A 17875-nucleotide genomic window follows, 5' to 3' on the forward strand; every position below is an offset into this window, starting at 1 on the left:
GCCAAGGGCCGAGCCGGTGAGCGCATCCGCGTGAGTCGGCCGGCGCGTCCCTGATAACCAAACGAGCGAAACGCCTGACGACGGCTTGCATCAATGCACTCTGGTCGACTGTCTCTCGCGCCCCGGAACATCCCATGTCCAGTCTTGACGTCCTGTTCAGATCCTACCGCCTGAACGCCCTCGACCTGCCGAACCGCGTCGTGATGGCTCCGATGACGCGGTCGATGTCGCCGGGCGGCGTACCCACCGCCGAGGTCGCTGCCTATTATCGCCGCCGCGCAGAGAGCGGCGTCGGTCTCATCATCACCGAGGCGACAGGGGTCGGCCGCCCGGCCGCGCTCAACGAGCCCGATATGCCCCGCTTCCACGGCGAGGCGGCGCTCGCCGGCTGGAAGAAGGTGGTGGACGAGGTTCACGCAGCAGGCGGGCGCATCGCGCCGCAGTTGGTTCATGTGGGGCATAAGCTCTCGAACGCGGTACCGGACTGGACACCGCCGGCGCCCTATGAAAGTCCCTCGGGGCTTTCAGTGACAGGCGAGCGCATCAACCAGCCGATGAGCGAGGCCGACGTGGCCGACATCATCGACGCGTTCGCGAAGGCAGCAATGGATGCCGAGCGGCTCGGCTTCGACGGCATAGAGGTGATGGGGGCGCACGGCTATCTCATCAATCAGTTCTTCTACGACCATCTCAACTTGCGCGACGACGAATACGGTGGCTCGACGCTCGTCGAGCGTTCTCGCTTCGTGGTCGAGATTCTGAACGCAATCCGGTCGGTGGTGACCTCGGGCTTCCCGGTGATTCTCCGCCTTTCACAATGGAAGCCGAAAGACTTCGGTGCACGGCTGGCCGCGACGCCGAAGGCGCTGGAACAATGGCTTTCCGTCCTTGTCGACGCTGGAGCGGATGCCTTCCACCTCTCACAGCCAAAGTTCTGGCAGCCCGCTTTCCCTGAGATCGATCGGGAGCTGAATCTGGCCGGCTGGGCGAAGAAGTTCACGGGGGTCACCGCGATAACCGTTGGCGCTGTCGGCCTGTCTGGCGACGTCTACGCATCCTTGGCGGGCGAGACCGCCCAATCCACGCCGCTGGATGGACTGCTCAGGCGGCTGGAACGCGGCGAGTTCGACCTGGTCGCGGTCGGACGCGCGTTGCTGCAGGATGCCGCCTGGCTTGAGAAAGTACGGCAAGGTCGCGAGATCGCCGAGTTCACGCCGGCCGCGTTCGCCACCCTGAGTTAATCGGCGGGGCGGGTGGCAGGGCGGCACGACGAGCTTGCCGCGCCAGCGAGTCCACGCATGCCCGGAATAAAGCTAGAAGGCGATGGTCGCGGCTTAGCTTCCGGATTTCTGGTTGCGAATGGCGGGCGCGCTGCCCGGTTGCACCGTGGATCGCGTCTGCGGCGACGCTGCGCGGACGCGATGACGCTCGTCATCATAGAGCGACGAGCGATACTTGTTGCGGGCCACCGCCATGGTCGAGCCGCGCCAGGCCGCCAGCATCACCAGCGCCGAGCGCTCGCTCAGGCGATCGTAGAGCCGCGACAGCCGGTAGACATAGTTGACCGACGAGCCGGCTTCCGGATTGAGGAACATCAGGATGCGCTGGAAGGCGGCGCTCGACACGTCGAGCGCCCGCATCGCGCAGGCGAGCGGCTCGCCGCCGGGATCGTTGACGACGTCGGCGGCGATCCGCGACGGCAGGATCAGTGCTTCGCCGAGTTCGAGCGTGAAGTTGTCGAGGTCCTCGGCAAACGCGGCCATCTCCAGGATATGGATCGCGCGCGCGGCGCGGGCGGCCGGAATCCGTGCCGCGGCCTTCAGCGGCGTCTCCTGCAGATTGTGCAGGATCTGCGCGCGTTCCTTGGCACTGGCTGCAAAGAACATGTCGGAGATTTCGGCGGCATCGTTCGGCCGCATCGCGAGGCTCGCCGCCATCCGCTGCTCGGCCTCGGTCGGAATCCTCGCCTGCGGCGTTGACGCTGCGGACGGGGCAATCGGCGCAGCAGCCGGCATCGGCTGGTCCGGTCCGGCGCGCCGCAGCCCGAGCTTGTCCATGATCCGGGCTGGCGTTGCCGGATAGATCGCAAGCCGCGCGCGGACCGCGGCGCGGGTCGCATCGTCGACCTCGTCGATCAGGCGCGACGTCAGCTCGACGAACTGGCGCTCTTCATCGGCGGAGTGTGCGCTGGCTTGCACATAGAGGTCGGTCAGGACGCGCAGCAGCGTGGGGCGGATGTCGACGCCCTCACGACGGGAGAGCGTCATCAGCCCATCGAAACCAGGAAATAGCGGAGCTGCGCTCATCTCGGCGTACGCGACTTGCCAGTAAGATTCGGTTTGAAAAACCCTGTGGCAGCGAGCCTACGCAGGCTGTTTTAAGACGCAGTTAAGGAAAACAAGCCGTGAAGGCGAATGCTCGGATTTGCGCGTGTCCATTAAGGCACAGCGCCATATCCGTAACCGTCCGTATCGGCAGTTTAAGATGTCGTTAACCATGCCCGTTCTTAACTCGGCGTGCGCGGGGCAAATCATGTCCGTGCGGGGCCAGAGAGAACGGAACATGGGCACCATCGTTGAGTTTCCGGCGGATGCGGCTGCACGGCGGCCGAGCATGGCCGGTGCTGCCGGCGAAGGCATGGGGACCGTGCTGATCCTTCCCGTCGTCCGGATCGAGCGAACGACGGAGGAGACCGGCGGTGGTCGCGGACCGGAGCAGGGCACTGCGCAGGGCCGCCGGCGCCGACGCCGCTCCTGATCGCGGACAGCGTGCAATGCCCGAGCCTGTGCAGCGGATCGTCGTTCGGCGGTCACTCCCGGCGCTGATCCTGCTGGTGGCGGGCTCAGCGCTCGCGGGCTGTAGCGGCGGCGATTTCGGCCGCACCCGCGCTGATTTCCGCAACGACGACATGCATCGCTGGATGGGCGCCGAGGCGACCGGCAGCATCGGCAAGAACGCCTCGCAATTCCAGCTCACCGAACACGAACGCCAGCTGCGCGATCTCGCCTATCAGTTCGTCGAGCCGCCGCTGTCGCGGCCGGCATGGAAGAGCGTGTTCGGCGATTACCAGCCGCTGCCTTCGCCGTGGCGGCAGAAGGCGGTGTTCGACCGCACCGCGTATGGCCGCAACCTGATCGACGAGCCGCATCGCTCGTTCGCCTCGCGCTATTCGCTGCTGATCGACCAGGTGCGCGACGACATCACGCGGTTCGAGCCGTTCTTCGCGACGGCGATCCAGGTGATCGAGCTCGACCGCAAGCGCAGTGCCAGCCTCAACATGATCGCCGACGTGTCGCCGCGCGAGCGGGCCGATGCAGTCGCGCGGATGGAAGAGAACACGCTGATCGTGCAGTGGGTCCAGCAGGCCCTGGAGCGGCGGATCTCGTCCTATCGCTGGGCGCTGGAGCGGCTGGTGATCCAGGCGCCCGACGGCATGGCCGCGGATGCCGAACGCCAGATCAACGAACTCGCCCGGCTCACCGCCAATGCGCCGCTGGTCTCCGGGCCGGTCACGGGCCAGGCCGTGGTGACGAAGGGCTAGGCCCGTTTCACCTTCTTGATTGCGGACCTGGCGCGGCGGCTGTTAGCCTGCCGCGGCAGGCTCGCAATGAACTCCTTCAGAGCATCGGAGGGCGGATGGGCCGAGGGGTAGGCGAGGCCGACCTGGCGCGTCACGTCGACATCGATCGCACGCACCGCCACATCCGGATTACCGCGCGCCACGCCTTCGGGGACGATCGCGACGCCGACCCCGGCCGCAACCAGCGCCATCGCCCACTCCTCCGATTCCGCGATCGCCACCGGCTTGCGCGGCGGCGCGGTGCGCTTGAAAAACTCCTGCTGCTCGCAATGGCAACGATCGATCATCGGAACGCCGGCGAAGTCGCTGGTTCGCAGCGTCTCCTTGAGGGTGAGGGGATGCGACGGCGGCAGGGCCGCGACGTAGCGCTCGCTCCAGAGCGGGATGAAGTGCTCGCCGGGTACGATCATCGTTCTCGCGACGATCCGCGCGTCGGACTTTTGGCTGGCGCCGACCAGCCGAAGTGCGAGATCGGCGTTGCCGGTCAGCGGCTTCAGCAGGGCGATGGTCCGGGCCTGATCGAGCGTCCGCAACAGGCCGAGCGTCAGCGCCTGCTTCGTCGCCGGCTTGCGAAACAGGTTTCGCGCCGCGTCCGCCTCGTCGATGATCTTGCGGGCGATGCCGTGAAACTGCGCGGCAGATTCCGTCGGCGCCATGCCCTTCTTGTGCCGGATGAACAGCGTGGTGCCGAGCTCGGCCTCGAGGTTGGTGATCGCCGCGGAGATCGAGGGTTGCGAGATGAAGCAGCGCTTCGCCGCAGCGGTCAGATTGCGCTCGCGGTAGACCGCGGCAAAATAACGGAGTTCGCGGATATCCATAGGTCTGTCCTATCGTATAGATAGATAGACAATATTTTACCTATGGAAATGCGAGTGGCAAGCCTACGCCGGCGTCAGCGGAGGATTTGTCATGCGCATCCATCATCTCAACACCGGCACGATGTGCCCGATCGGAAAGCGACTCGTGAACGGCACTGGCAGCATCTTCCAGCGGGCGCGGATGGTGTGTCATTGCCTGCTCGTCGAGAGCAATCACGGCCTCGTGCTGGTCGACACCGGTATCGGGCTCGACGACATCGGCGACCCGCCGCGGCTCGGGCGCAAATGGGTGCGGCAGACCACGCCGCGACTAGATCCGGCCGAGACCGCCGTCCGTCAGGTGAAGGCGCTGGGCTTCTCGCCTGATGACGTGCGCCATCTGTTGCTGACGCATCTCGATCGCGATCACGCTGGCGGCGTGCCGGACTTTCCGAAAGCCAAGGTGCATGTCCATCGCAAGGAATACGATATGGCGGTGACGTATCAGGTCACGCCGCCGGAAGGACGCTACATCACGGCGCAATGGAAGCACGGGCCGGACTGGGCGTTCTATGGCGCTGATGGCGAGGACTGGTTCGGATTCAAGGGCGTGCGCGCGCTTGGTGACCGCGAGGCGGACATTCTGATGATCCCGCTGCCGGGCCACACGCTCGGCCATTGCGGCATCGCGGTGCGCGACAAGGACAGATGGCTGCTGCACGCCGGTGATGCCTATTTCCATCACGCGCAACTCGATGCCAGGCCGCGGATCCCGCTGGTGCTCGGCCTGTTCCAGCGCCGAGCGGATATGGATCGCGCGACGCGGATCCAGAACCAGGAGCGTTTGCGTCAGCTGAAGGCGGCGCATGGCTCCGATGTTACGATCGTCAACAGCCACGATCCCGTCGACTACGAGACCTGCCGTTGCGGCCGACACGCGCTCGCTCTTTGATTTGACCGCGCGGCCCGCATTTGACCTTCGTCGTAGAGTTTGCCGGCGATGCTGGCGAGGTCGTTGCATCCACGTTACCAATTGAAATTCGGGCAATGGAAATGCCAGTATTTGCGCGGAGTTGCGCCGGCTGCTTGTTTGACGTCGATTGTCTTGGGGCTAATAGGGGTGGCAATGACGGACATTGACTTCGAGCGCATCGTGGATCGGATCCATGAGGCTGCTGTCGTTCCAGACCTGTGGCCGGACGTTCTGGAAGACATCGCGCATGCCGGCGGCGCCCACGGCATGGTGATGATCAGCTCGGGCAGCGATCGGTGGAGCGGCGTCTGGAATGGCGTGGTGATGTCACCATCGATCCAGGAGGCATTCTCGGCCTTCATCAGCGAGGGCCTGGCCAGTCGTACCGAGACGACCCCGAGGCTGCTGGCACGGGATCACCCTGGTTTCGTCAGCGAACAAGACGTCTTCACGCTGGAGGAATGGGAACGCGATCCGTATCGGACGGAGTGGAACAAGAAGTGGGGTTTCGAGCACGCCTGCGCGACGGCCGTGCATAGTCCCTCCGGCGAGCTCGTCGTGTTTCATATGGAAAGACTCGCAGGCGAGCCGGCCTTTTCGCGGCAGGATCTCGATTTTCTCGACCGGTTTCGTCCCCATCTCGCGCGGGCGAGCCTGCTGGCGACGCGCTGGCGTCTGGCGCGGATGCAGGCGGCGACCGAGGCTCTGGCGCTCGTCGATCTGCCGGCGCTGGCGATTGAACGATCCGGACGTGTCCTGGTGGCGAACGCCTTGATCGAAGGCATGACGGACGTCTTGCGCTGGCTCCCCGGGGACCGCATCGCGATGAGGGACGCCGCGGCCGACACCCTCCTGCGTGCCGGTTTGTCCCAGCTGGGGTCGCCGCTTGAGAAGGGCGTGCGTTCCTTTGCGGCGTGCCGCGCCGACAATCAGGACCGCGTGGTTGTTCATCTGGTGTCGATGCCCGGCGAAGCGCGCGATCTTTTTGATGGGGCGGTGGGCATCCTGATCGTGACGCCGGTTACGGCACCTCAGGCGCCGAGCCTAGCGCTCATTCGCGGACTCTTCGATCTCTCCCCCAGCGAAGCGCGGGTTGCCCGCGGCATCGTGCAGGGACAGACGATCGGCGATATCGCGGCGCTTCACGGGCTAAGCCGCGAAACGATCCGCAACCAGGTCAAAGCGGTGTTTGCCAAGACAGGAACGCACAGCCAGCGGGATGTCGTCGCGCTGCTCGGCGCCATCCCGAAACTGACGGTCGCCGGCTAGCGCTTGCGTGCCGCCGGCGGCGGGGCCGGCGCGGGCAGCGGCGGCGGCGCTTCCTGCTTGGCCGCGACCGGCTCGGACTGCACCTTGCAGGATGAAGCCGCGAGCGAGGCCTGCGCCTGCGGCATCAGGCCGGGCTCCGGCGCCAGCGCCTTCAGCAGGATCAGGCCGGTCGAGGTCGGCGAATCGATGATCAGCCGGTCGGCGGCGGTGACTTCCTCGTCCTCCGGCAGCTCGTTGTGCTGCGCTTCCGTCATCAGGTCGAGCTCGATCACCTTCTTGCCGGCGGATCGATCGTTGATCGCGTAATAGGCGACTTCGTTGCGGGTGTAGAACGACACCGACGTATAGGCCTGGCTGACCGGCACGGTGAGCTTGAGCGGCCCGGTCGAGAGATCGTAGCGGCAGATCGCGACCGCGAAGGCCGGATCCATCAGCGGCATCGGCGAGTGGCTCGGGTCGGCCAGCGGCAGCTGCGTCACCTCGTTGAGCTTGGTCATCGGCGTGAGCCGCGAATAGGCGTCCTGCGAGGCGATGCGCGGCAGCGCCAGCACGCTGACGAGATGCACCACGCCGCCGAGCAGCACGCCTGCGAGGATCGTGAACAGCACGCGGATCATGGGCAGCCCGTCGTTGCGATCGAGGGCATCGGCGCGTCGCGCTGGGTGCGGGTCGCGACCCCGACCGGCGTGTCGTAGAGCCGCAGCATCAGCGCGTAGCGCTCGATGCCGCCGGTCGGCAACCAGTTGCCGGCACGCGAGCGCGAGGCGATGTGGATCTCGAATGTGCCGTCGGAGGCGCGCATGATCTCCTGGCTGGTGAAGCCGTAGCGCTGCAGCGAGTTGGCGACGAGGTGGCCCTTGCGGTCGAACAGCGTCAGCGTCCAGAACCGCGCCGCCGGCGTCACGCCGCTGACGACGATGTCGCAGCGGCCGTCGAGCGGCTTGTTCTTGTCGTCAGTGGTTGCCGAGAACGCGATGCCGTCGCCGGTGCCGATCGGCAGCTCGCCGCTGCGCGCGATGGTGGCGCGCGAATAGGGGTCGACGTCGGAGGTGCCGTTCTTCGGCCGCGCGGTCCAGGCGCCGATCTTCAGCGTGCCGAGATCGGTGCCGCGCGTTGCCGTCGCGTAGGTCAGGCCGAGGCCGACGGCGGTGGCGATGACGAGTGCCAACAGGGTGGTGAGGAGGAGCCGCACGTCAGTTCTTGCGTGGCGCAGGTGCCGTCGCGCCGTCCGGCCCGGCCGCGGCAACGTAGTTTTCGGGGAACGCCAGCGCGCTCGAAGATTCCGCCTTGCCGGTCTTCGCAGGCTCGTTCAGCGTGGTCTTGCCGGTGGTCTTCTCAGCAGTCCTGGCAGCGTCGTCGAGCAGCTTCTCGACCCGTACCAGGATGTCCGCGCCGCGCTTGGTCAGCACCGGCGGCGGGCCCGGCTTGGTTTCCAGCACGCGCGGCGCGGCGTTGGCCTGGGCATTGGCCTGCGCCGGCTGCGGCGGCAGTTTCTGGCCCATGCCGACGCCGTTGAGCTCGCGCACTTCCACGCCCTGATGCGCGGCGACCATGATGTCGTGCCAGGTCTGCGCCGGCAGCGAGCCGCCGGTCATGCGGTTGGTCGGCGAATAGTCGTCATTGCCGTACCACACCGCGCAGGTGAAGTTGCCGGTGTAGCCGACGAACCAGGCGTCGCGATAGGCATTGGTGGTGCCGGTCTTGCCCGCGGTCGGAATGCCGTCGAGCGCGGCACGGCGCGCGGTGCCTTCGCTGACCACGTGGCTCATCATGCCGGCCATGTCGGCGGCGATGTTCGGGGGAATGGCCTGCCGCGGTTTCGGCCCGTCGCGGTCCCAGCGCCACACCAGATCGCCGGCGCCGGTGCGCACCTCGAGCACCGAATGCGGCGTCACCGCCTTGCCGCGGTTCGGGAAGGTCGCATAGGCCACCGCGTGCTCCAGCACCGTGACTTCGTCGGAGCCGATCGGCAGTGACGGCGTATCCGGCAGCGGCGCCTTGAGGCCGAAGCGGCGCGCCACCTCAACGATCTTGGCGCGGCCGGCCTTCGGGCCTTCCTTGCCGCCCAGCATGATCGAGAGCTTGACCGGCACCACGTTGATCGAACGCGTGATCGCCTGGGTCAGCGTCACCTGACCCGAATAGGAGTGGCCATAGTTCTGCGGGCACCAATTGCCGATACAGACCGGGCCGTCGACGATCTTCGAGTTGGGCGTGAAGCCGTTCAGCAGCGCCGTGGTGTAGACGTAAGGCTTGAACGACGAGCCCGGCTGGCGATAGGCGTCAGTGGCGCGGTTGAACTGGCTCGCACCGTAGTCGCGGCCGCCGACCATGGCGCGGATGCCGCCGTCGAGATCGGACACCACGGTCGCGGCCTGCGTCGCGTGATAATCACGCCCGAACTGCCGGAGCTGGTTCTCGATCGCTTCCTCGGCCGCCTTCTGCACGTTCATGTCGATCGCGGTGCGGACCACGAAGACGCGCTCGGTGTAGGATTTCGGGAAGGTGTCGACCAGCTTGCGCATCTCGTCGAAGGCGTAGTCGAGATAGTAGTTCGGCGAGTTCTCGTCGCGCCGGTCGACCGCGACCGCCGGGTTGCGGCGGGCGCCGAACACCTGGCCCTCGGTCATGAAGCCGGCATCGACCAAATTGTCGAGCACGACGTTGGCGCGGGCGCGCGCCGCGGGCAGGTTGATATGCGGGGCGTATTTGGTCGGGGCCTTGAACAGGCCGGCGAGCATCGCGGCTTCCGCGAGGTTCACGTCGCGCACCGACTTGTTGAAGTAGAAATGCGCCGCGCCGTCGACGCCGAAGGTGCCGCCGCCCATATAGGCGCGGTCGAGATAGAGCTTGAGGATTTCGTTCTTGGTGAGCCGCGTCTCGAGCCAGATCGCGAGGAAGGCTTCCTTCACCTTGCGCTCGATGGTGCGCTCGTTGTTCAGGAACAGGTTCTTGGCGAGCTGCTGGGTGATCGACGAACCGCCCTGGCGGACGCCGCCGGCCTGCGCGTTGGTGACAAGCGCGCGAGCGAGGCCCGGCACGTCGATGCCGAAATGGTCGTAGAAGCGGCGGTCCTCGGTTGCGAGCGTCGCCTTGATCAGATTGTCCGGAAAGTCTTCCAGCGGGATCGAGTCGTTATGCTTGATGCCGCGGCTGCCGATCGGGTTGCCGTAGCGGTCGAGGAAGGTCACCGCGAGGTCGGATTTCTTCAGCCAGTCCTCGTCGGCGGTCTCGCGGACAGCCGGGATCGCGAGCGTCAGCATCAGGATCATGCCGCCGAGCCCGATGGTCGCGGCTTCCGACAGCGGCTCGATGAACACCCAGCGCTTCCAGCGGCCGACATAGAAGCGGTCCATGAAGGTGGAATAGCGCTCGTAGAGCTCGCGCAGGCCCTTGCCCGACGAGAACAGCGTCGAGTCGATACGCGCATCGAGGTCCAGGAAGAAGTTCCGGACCTTCTGTTTCCAATGCGACGGCATGATCTGAAAGGACCGGACCCTTGATCAGTTCGACAGCGCTGCGGGCGCCCGAAACGGGCACAGGCCAGCGTCTTGCTTCGATGTTGCGGCAATCCCAAGGCGCTTTTGCGTCGTTGGGGACTCGTTCCACGTTCTATCCGAGCGGCTGCCATAAACCAATGGCGCGGCTTGCGAATTTAATGAAAGCCCTAACGCTGCCCACTGGCTTTTTCGACCCCGCAATACCACCCCCTTGCGGAGGGGCCGTTGGCGCCCCAAGAAGAGCTTTATAGTCATTTCAGGGACAGCATGACCGCACCGCCCAAGCGCCCGTCGGGCCAGGAAGGATTCTTCTGGAAAACCAAGACGTTGGAGGAGATGTCCAACGCCGAATGGGAGAGCCTGTGTGACGGCTGCGCACGCTGCTGCCTGGAGAAGCTCGAGGACGAGGACACCGGGAAGATCTATTTCACCCATATCTCCTGCAAGCTGCTCGATGCCGGCCTGTGCGCCTGCAAGGACTACCCGAACCGCTCCGAGCAGGTTCCGGATTGCGTCCGCCTCACGCCCGAAAACGTCCGCACCCTGAACTGGCTGCCGCCGAGCTGCGGCTACCGCCTCGTGGCCGAGGGGCGCGATCTCTATTGGTGGCATCCCCTGATCTCGGGCGATCCCAACACCGTTCATGAGGCCGGGGTCTCGGTGCGCGGCCGGGTGGAAGGCACCGAGATCGATGTCAACGACGCCGATCTCGAGGATCACATCGTGCGCTGGCCGGCCTTGCTGCCGAAACGGGCACAATTGAAGAAGCGGCCGAAGGCCTCCAAGTAGATTTTCAGAACGTGACGCCGACGTCGCGAGAGCCTCCGCCGGCTGCTCTGCGATCACGTCATCGCGAGAACATCGCGGCGGGATGCACCCATGCGCTGAGGTGGCTGCCTCAGCAGGCAATTGCTGCATAAATTACGAAGCAGAGAATGATTCCATCGCGGGACGCGCCCGCGCAGCAGCATTACGCCCCAAATGAACAAGTATGAACGGCAGAGCCGTTTTCCTGCCGACCAATCCACATTGCCTGACGACATTGCCGAAGAGCTGTCTCATCTCCCGAGCGAGGTGATCGAACTCAGCGACGCGCCGCCACTGGCGCCGCCGGCACCGCTCAATCCCGATGAAGTTCGCACCATCGTCATCAGCCTGATGCTGACGATGTTTCTGGCCGCGCTCGACCAGACCATCGTCGCGACCGCGCTGCCGACGATCGGACGCCAGTTTCACGACGTCACCAACCTGTCCTGGGTGATCACGGCCTATCTGCTTGCCTCGACCGCGGTGGCGCCGGTGTTCGGCACGCTGAGCGACATCTATGGCCGCCGCGTCATGATCATCACCTCGCTCAGCCTGTTCGTGGTCGGCTCGGTGCTGTGCGCCATCGCGCCCAGCATGACGATGCTGATCATTGCCCGCGGCCTGCAGGGGCTCGGTGGTGGCGGCATCATGCCGGTGGTCCAGACCGTGATCTCCGACGTCGTCACTCCGCGCGAGCGTGGACGCTATCAGGCCTACTTCTCCAGCGTCTGGATGGCCGGCGGCATTCTCGGCCCGGTGGTCGGCGGCGTGTTCGCCGAGCATCTGCACTGGTCGATGATCTTCTGGATCAATTTGCCGCTCGCGGCGGCCGCGCTGGCGCTGCTGCTGCCGAAGATGAGCAAGATCCCGGTGTTCCACCGCAAGCGCAAGGTCGACTGGCTCGGCGGCGTGCTGCTGATGGCCTCGGCCGTCGTGCTGATGCTGGTGCTGACCTGGGGCGGCACCCGTCTGTCCTGGCTGTCGCCGACCATCACCGCGATGATCGGCGCCTCGATTGCGCTCGCCGGCGCCTTCGTCTGGCACGCGGGCCGGGCCGACGAGCCGTTCTTGCCGCTGTCGCTGCTCGGCGGCTCGGTGGTGCCGTTCGCGATGGGGGCGGGCGGCTGTGCGCTCGGCGCCATGGTCGGCCTCACCGTGCACCTGCCGCTCTATTACGAGGTGGTCTATCACCTCACCGCCAGCGAAGCCGGCCTTGCGCTGATCCCGCTCGCGGCGATCTCGACCTTTGGTGCGGCGATTGCCGGACGCACCATGGCGAAGGCCAAGCACTACAAGCGCGTCGCGATCGTCGGCACCTCGGTGGCGGCGATCTGTGCCGTCGGCATGGCGGTGACGACGCTGCCGCTGTGGGGCTTGCTGACGCTGATGAGCGTGTTCGCGCTCGGCCTCGGCACCACTTTCCCGATCAGCGTGGTGTCGCTGCAGAACGCCGTCGCGCGGCCGCAGGTCGGCACCGTGACCGGCGCGATGAACTTCTTCCGCGCCATGATGGCCTCCTTCACGGTCGCGGCCTTCACCACGATCCTGCTGATGACGCTCGGCACCGACATCTCGCTCGCCGGCGAGCATCACGCTGCCGCGGCCAGCACGGTCAGCGCGATCCCGATGGCCGACATGATCCATGCGTTCCGCTACGTGTTCGGCGCCGCCGCCGTGCTGCTGACCACCGCGTCGATCTGCATGATCACGATGGAAGAGCGCCCGCTCGCCGGTCCTGCCACGCGCCCGCCGGCTGAGATGGCGGAGTAGGGCGGGTCGCTACGCTCACCGCTGTCGTCCCGGCGAACGCCGGGACCCATACGCCGCGGCGGATGTTGTCAGTGGGACTCGTCGTTCCAATAGCGCTTAGCAATTCGCATCGGTGGTTATGGGTCCCGGCCTTCGCCGGGACGACGATGAGGATTGGTTCTCGATTCAACGTCTCAAACCACGCGATGTCATCACCCGCTAAAGGGGGTGATCCAGTATTCCAGAGACGGTTGTGCTTGAGCCGAGAAGCCGCGGCGTACTGGATCGCCCGGTCAAGCCGGGCGATGACAGCTGAGGATGAGGACACCGCTTCGGAATTGCGCACCCAGGAATGACGGGAGGAGAGATCGTCGCCCACGACTCTCATTTATTCCCCGCGCTGCCTCATATTTATTCAGCCTGCCAGCGCCGACCCACTACTTTAGTTGCCGTCCGCGCATGGCGATCTGCGCGCAGTTTCACTTGCTGCGCATTTTGTCGCGGCTATAGTCCGGCCCCAAGAGCTCGAAGCAGCCGAAAAACAACAAGAGGAGAGAAACAGAGTGACAAGAACACCGCGACTGCCATTTCATGCGATGCAGCAATTCGCCGGAGCAGCCGCTTTGGGCCTTGTCGCGCTCGCGCCCGGCGGGGCGCAGGCCGCCGACACCCTCAAGATCGGCGTGATTGCCGAAGCGCAGGCGATTGCCGGTGCCTCGATCCCGCAGGCGGCGCAGCTGGCCGCCGACGAGATCAACGCCAAGGGCGGCATCGACGGCCGCAAGATCGAAATCGTCTCCTACGACAATCACTCATCGTCGGCGGATTCGGTGCGTGCGTTCCAGCGCGCGGTCAACGAGGACAAGGTCAACGTCGTCATATCGAGCTACATCAGCGAGGTGGTGCTGGCGCTCGAGCCGTGGGCTTCGCGCCTGAAGACGCCGTTCGTCACGCCTGGAGCAGCCTCCAACGAGATCAGCAAGAGCGTCCACGCCGATTACGAGAAGAACAAGTACACCTTCCACGGCTATCTGACCTCTGCGGCGTTGGCGCTGTCAGTCTGCGACGCCGCCAAGGAGCTCCTGGTCGATCAGAAGCACATGAAGACCGCGGTCATCATGAGCGAGGACGCGGCCTGGACCAAGCCGCTCGACGTCGGCTACGAGGAGTGCCTGCCGAAGATCGGGCTCAAGGTCGTCGACCATATCCGCTTCTCGCCTGACACCACCGACTTCACGCCGATCTTCAACAAGGTCGAAGCCGCCAAGCCGGACGTGATCATCACCGGCATCTCGCATGTCGGCGTGCAGCCGACGGTGCAGTGGAAGAACCAGCAGGTGCCGATCCCGATGTTCGGCATTTCCTCGCAGGCCACCAACGAGACCTTCGGCAAGGACACCAACGACGCGGCGGAAGGCGTGCTGTATCAGGGCGTGTCGGGCCCGAACGTCGCGGTGACGCCGAAGTCGGTGCCGTTCGCGGAAGGCTTCAAGAAGCGCTACGGCAACTATCCGTCCTATGCGGGCTACACCGCCTATGACGAGGTCTATTACATCGCGGATGCGGTGAAGCGCGCCGGCTCGGTCGAGGCCGACAAGATGGTCGATGCGCTGGAGAAGACCGATTGGGAAGGCACCATCGGACGCGTCCAGTTCTACGGCAAGGACGATCCCTTCACCCATTCGATCAAGTACGGCAAGGGCCTGATCACCGGACTGATGCTGCAGTGGCAGGGCGGCAAGCAGGTCGCGGTCTGGCCGAAGGAGGTCGCCAAGAGCGATCTCAAGTTCCCGAGCTTCATCAAGCTCACCACGAACTGACTGACGATCATGCTCCCGGGCCGGTCCCGGGAGCATCGCTATTCAGTTCCGCGTCCTCCACAACAGGCAGCCCTGCTGCCGCGGCCGATATGAGATGCTTGCCTTACAAATCCTGATCGATGGCTTTGCCATCAGCGCGCTCTATGCGCTCGGCGCGACCGGCTTCACCCTGATCTTCGGTGTCTCCGGCGTTCTCAACCTTTCCCACGGTGCCATCATGGTGGCCGCAGCGGTCGCGGCCTGGGCCGCGGCCAGCGTGCTGCACCTCGACATCTACACAGGCGCGCTGTTCGGTGTCGGCGTGGCGTTGATCGTGTCGTTCGCGACCTATTTCGCGGTCGTGAAGCCGATCCAGAATTCGACGCGGATCCCCAATGAGGAGAAGGAAATCTTCGTCCTCACCGGCACCCTGCTGTGGGGCATCATGATCCAGGAGCTGATCGCCTATTTCTTCACCAACAACGCCAAGACGGTGCTGCCGATCGTCGAGGGTGTCGTCGACATCTTCGGCAACCGCACGCCGCGCAACAACATCTTCACTGCGCTGGTGTGCTGCCTCGTGATCGGCCTGCTGTGGCTCTTGGTGAACCGCACCAGGACCGGCAAGGCGGTGCTGGCGGCTTCGATGAACCCGCGCGGCGTCACGCTGCTCGGGCTCGAGCTCACCCAGATCTACATCGTGGTGTGGGGCATCTACGGCATCCTCGCCGGCATCGCCGGCGTGCTGCTCGGCATGTTCCTCGGGGTCAGCTCCTACAGCGTCGGGCCGCTGACCGCGAGCGCGTTCTCGATCGTGGTGCTCGGCGGTCTCGGCAGCGTCTCGGGCTCGTTGATCGCAGCCTTCGTCGTCGGCTATCTCGAGACCATCACCGCCTACATGATCTCGCCGGCCTACCGCACCATCCCGGCGCTGCTGCTGCTTGTCTTCGTGATGTATATCCGGCCTCAAGGCCTGCTCGGGAGGCGCTGAGATGGCCAACTTCTTTTCCTCGCGCCTGTTCTTCATTTCGCTGGTTTGCGTGGTGGTTGCCGCGACGCTGCCGTTCTACGTCTCGGGCTACATCCTCGGGCTGCTCACCGTCGCGTTCTATTTCGGCGTGTTCGCGATGGCCTGGGACCTCTTGTTCGGCTTCGCCGGCGAGGTCAATTTCGGACCGACCTTCCTGATCGGCACCGGCGCCTACACGGCCGGCATCCTCAACAACCAGTACGGCTGGCCGGTCTATGTCTGCATCCTGCTCGGCGCGCTGGCCTCTGTGGTCGCGGGCTTCGTGCTGGCGTTGCCGGCGCTGCGGGTGAGGGGACCGTATTTCGGCCTCACCACGCTGGTTGCGGTGCTGATGTTGCAAAACTTCGTCGTGGTGTTCGCGGATCTCACCGGCGGCGAGATCGGGCTCACCATTCCCGATGTCATCAGCATCAACGCCGGCGTCAATTACTGGATCGCGCTCGGCTTCATGACCGTGAGCGCGGCGATCCTTTATGGACTGTCGCAATCGCCTGTCGGCCTGGTGTTGCAGGCGAGCGGGCAGGACCCGGTTCAGGCCGGCGCGCTCGGCTTCAACATCGTCAAGCACAAGCTCGCGGCGTTCATCGTCAGCGCCTTCTTCTCGGGATTGTCGGGGGCGCTCTTGGTGTTCTACTTCGGCACCGCCTCGGTCGGCACCGTGGTCGACGTCGCGGTCGGCGTCAACGTGATCGTCTCCGCCGTGCTCGGCGGCCGGCGTACCGTGCTGGGCGCCGCGCTCGGCGCGATCTTCCTGATCGTTGCCGGCGAATTCCTGCGCCCGACCGGCGAGCTTGCGACCTTCATCGTCTCGGCGGTGGCGCTGCTCGTCGTCCTGTTCTTTCCCGGCGGTTTCCTCGGAGCGGCCCTGTCACGCGAGGCGCGCTCCTGATGGACCAGACTGTGACCAAAACTCCGACGCTCGCCGTCCGTGGCCTGACCAAGCGGTTCGGCGGCTTGACCGCGGTGAAGAACCTGAACTTCGAGCTGCGCCCGGGCGAGATCCTCGGCCTGATCGGGCCGAACGGCTCCGGCAAGTCGACCGCGATGAAGAGCGTGATGGGCATCGAGCGCCCGACCGCGGGCGAGGTGCTGTTCGAAGGCGAGAACGTTGCCGGGCTGCCCGCGCACAAGATCGCGCGCAAGGGCTTCGGCATGGTGTTCCAGCACTCGCGGCCGCTGAACCGGCAGACCGTGCTGGAAAACATCATGGTCGCGCTGTTGCCCGACAGCCTGTTCATGCTGTTTCCCGACAAGGCGCTGACCGAGCGCGCCAAATGGATCGCCGAGCGCGTTGGCCTCGGGGCAGTGATGGACCGCCGTCCGCCGACATTGCCGTTCGCCGATCTGCGCCGGCTGGAACTGGCGAAGGCGATCGCGCGCGATCCGAAGGTGGTGCTGGTCGACGAGCCATTCGCGGGCCTCACCAGCGCCGAGGTCGGCATGTTCTCGCAATTGATCCGCAGCTTCCGCGACGAAGGGCGGGCGGTGATGCTGGTCGATCACAACGTCAAGAGCGTCGCGGCGCTGGTCGACCGCGTGCTGGCGATGTATCTCGGCGAGGAGATCACGACCGGCCGCGCCGAGGACGTGATGAAGAACGAGACCGTGCGGCGGGTCTATCTCGGCGGCGCGATCGAGACCCATGCGAGGCCCGAGACCTCGTTCAAGGACAAGGTGCCGCTGCTCCAGGTCGAGAATGTCAGCGTGCATTACGGCAAGGCGCAGGCGCTGGAGAACGTCTCGATCCACGTCCATGAGGGCGAGTTCGTCTCCGTCGTAGGGCTGAACGGCGCCGGCAAGACCACGCTGTTCAACACCATCTCGGGCTTCCTGCCTTATACCGGCGAGATCCTGCGCGGCGGCGAGAAGTTGCGCGGTACCGGGCCTGCCAAGATCGCCCGCTCGGGCCTCGTGCAGTGTCCGGAATCCCGCGAATTGTTCGGCGAGATGACGGTGCGCGAGAACCTCGATCTCGGCGGCCAGCATCTCGATGATGCGGCGCGGGCCAAGCAGCTCGCCTGGCTGTTCGAGCTGTTCCCGATCCTGAAGGAACGTCAGGGCCAGATGGCGCAGACGCTGTCCGGCGGCGAGCAGCAGATGCTGGCGATCGGGCGCGCGCTGATGATGCAGCCGCAGATCCTGATCCTGGACGAGCCGACGCTCGGCCTTGCGCCCGTCATCCTCGAACTCCTGTCGAAGGCGCTGGAGAGGCTGCGCCAGACCACAAAGATCACGGTGCTGCTCGGCGAGCAGAACGTAACCTTCGCGCTTCCACATGCCGACCGCGTCTACGTGCTGGAGCACGCGCGGATCGTCTGGGAGGGCGACCCGGGCCGGTTCGCCGCGGAGGCCGGCAAGGACTTTCTCTGAC

The 17875-nt window shown here is 65.4% G+C and carries 16 protein-coding genes; 11 read left to right on the plus strand and 5 right to left on the minus strand.

What is annotated here, in order from left to right; all coding sequences use genetic code 11:
• Nucleotides 1-134: 134 nt before the first annotated feature.
• Nucleotides 135-1241 (plus strand): NADH:flavin oxidoreductase, encoded by a 1107-nt coding sequence (locus QMZ05_RS24235; protein ID WP_353703026.1) that lies wholly within the window; start codon nucleotides 135-137, stop codon nucleotides 1239-1241.
• A gap of 93 nt (nucleotides 1242-1334) precedes the next feature.
• Here QMZ05_RS24235 and QMZ05_RS24240 read toward each other — a convergent pair whose 3' ends face one another.
• Nucleotides 1335-2267, minus strand: coding sequence for a DUF2336 domain-containing protein (locus tag QMZ05_RS24240; protein ID WP_353703027.1), 933 nt, complete (start codon nucleotides 2265-2267; stop codon nucleotides 1335-1337).
• Nucleotides 2268-2562: 295 nt separating this feature from the next.
• Here QMZ05_RS24240 and QMZ05_RS24245 point away from each other — a divergent pair, with 295 nt between their 5' ends.
• Nucleotides 2563-2757, plus strand: a complete 195-nt coding sequence (locus QMZ05_RS24245; protein ID WP_024579523.1) for a hypothetical protein — start codon at nucleotides 2563-2565, stop codon at nucleotides 2755-2757.
• 16 nt (nucleotides 2758-2773) lie between these two features.
• A complete protein-coding gene (locus QMZ05_RS24250) occupies nucleotides 2774-3541 on the plus strand; it encodes a hypothetical protein (protein WP_353703028.1) in 768 nt (255 codons plus the stop codon).
• Here QMZ05_RS24250 and QMZ05_RS24255 read toward each other — a convergent pair.
• A complete protein-coding gene (locus tag QMZ05_RS24255; protein WP_353703029.1) occupies nucleotides 3538-4398 on the minus strand; it encodes a LysR family transcriptional regulator in 861 nt (286 codons plus the stop codon). The two genes, QMZ05_RS24250 and QMZ05_RS24255, sit on opposite strands and share 4 nt — an antisense overlap.
• 91 nt (nucleotides 4399-4489) lie before the next feature.
• On the opposite strand from QMZ05_RS24255, the gene QMZ05_RS24260 reads away from it, so the two are divergent.
• Together QMZ05_RS24260 and QMZ05_RS24265 are read left to right on the plus strand one after the other, a co-directional pair.
• Nucleotides 4490-5329, plus strand: a complete 840-nt coding sequence (locus QMZ05_RS24260) for an MBL fold metallo-hydrolase (RefSeq protein WP_353703030.1) — start codon at nucleotides 4490-4492, stop codon at nucleotides 5327-5329.
• Nucleotides 5330-5503: 174 nt separating this feature from the next.
• Nucleotides 5504-6619 carry a helix-turn-helix transcriptional regulator gene (locus QMZ05_RS24265; RefSeq protein WP_353703031.1) on the plus strand — a complete coding sequence of 372 codons (1116 nt, stop codon included), beginning with the start codon at nucleotides 5504-5506 and terminating at the stop codon, nucleotides 6617-6619.
• Here QMZ05_RS24265 and QMZ05_RS24270 read toward each other — a convergent pair.
• From QMZ05_RS24270 to QMZ05_RS24280, 3 genes are read right to left on the minus strand one after another with little or no spacing between them, the layout of a single operon-like run.
• On the minus strand, nucleotides 6616-7236 hold the full coding sequence (locus QMZ05_RS24270) for a DUF1254 domain-containing protein (protein ID WP_353703032.1): 621 nt from the start codon (nucleotides 7234-7236) through the stop codon (nucleotides 6616-6618). The two genes, QMZ05_RS24265 and QMZ05_RS24270, sit on opposite strands and share 4 nt — an antisense overlap.
• A complete protein-coding gene (locus tag QMZ05_RS24275; RefSeq protein ID WP_050424324.1) occupies nucleotides 7233-7811 on the minus strand; it encodes a DUF1214 domain-containing protein in 579 nt (192 codons plus the stop codon). The genes QMZ05_RS24270 and QMZ05_RS24275 overlap by 4 nt, the downstream gene beginning before the upstream one ends.
• 1 nt (nucleotide 7812) lies before the next feature.
• Nucleotides 7813-10098, minus strand: coding sequence for a PBP1A family penicillin-binding protein (locus QMZ05_RS24280; RefSeq protein WP_353703033.1), 2286 nt, complete (start codon nucleotides 10096-10098; stop codon nucleotides 7813-7815).
• 288 nt (nucleotides 10099-10386) lie between these two features.
• On the opposite strand from QMZ05_RS24280, the gene QMZ05_RS24285 reads away from it, so the two are divergent.
• The 6 genes from QMZ05_RS24285 to QMZ05_RS24310 all read left to right on the plus strand — a co-directional run bounded on the left by QMZ05_RS24285 (nucleotide 10387) and on the right by QMZ05_RS24310 (nucleotide 17874).
• Nucleotides 10387-10908 carry a YcgN family cysteine cluster protein gene (locus QMZ05_RS24285; protein WP_353703034.1) on the plus strand — a complete coding sequence of 174 codons (522 nt, stop codon included), beginning with the start codon at nucleotides 10387-10389 and terminating at the stop codon, nucleotides 10906-10908.
• Between the two features lie 192 nt (nucleotides 10909-11100).
• Nucleotides 11101-12696 carry an MDR family MFS transporter gene (locus QMZ05_RS24290; RefSeq protein WP_353703035.1) on the plus strand — a complete coding sequence of 532 codons (1596 nt, stop codon included), beginning with the start codon at nucleotides 11101-11103 and terminating at the stop codon, nucleotides 12694-12696.
• Nucleotides 12697-13271: 575 nt separating this feature from the next.
• A complete protein-coding gene (locus QMZ05_RS24295; protein WP_050424321.1) occupies nucleotides 13272-14495 on the plus strand; it encodes an ABC transporter substrate-binding protein in 1224 nt (407 codons plus the stop codon).
• 94 nt (nucleotides 14496-14589) lie between these two features.
• Nucleotides 14590-15465, plus strand: a complete 876-nt coding sequence (locus QMZ05_RS24300) for a branched-chain amino acid ABC transporter permease (protein WP_050424320.1) — start codon at nucleotides 14590-14592, stop codon at nucleotides 15463-15465.
• 1 nt (nucleotide 15466) lies between these two features.
• A complete protein-coding gene (locus QMZ05_RS24305) occupies nucleotides 15467-16393 on the plus strand; it encodes a branched-chain amino acid ABC transporter permease (protein WP_353703036.1) in 927 nt (308 codons plus the stop codon).
• Nucleotides 16393-17874 (plus strand): ATP-binding cassette domain-containing protein, encoded by a 1482-nt coding sequence (locus QMZ05_RS24310; protein ID WP_353703037.1) that lies wholly within the window; start codon nucleotides 16393-16395, stop codon nucleotides 17872-17874. Before QMZ05_RS24305 ends, QMZ05_RS24310 begins: the two co-directional genes overlap by 1 nt.
• Nucleotide 17875 lies beyond the last annotated feature (1 nt).

The sequence above is a fragment of the Bradyrhizobium sp. INPA03-11B genome, assembly GCF_040446015.1.
Taxonomy (GTDB): domain Bacteria; phylum Pseudomonadota; class Alphaproteobacteria; order Rhizobiales; family Xanthobacteraceae; genus Bradyrhizobium; species Bradyrhizobium macuxiense_A.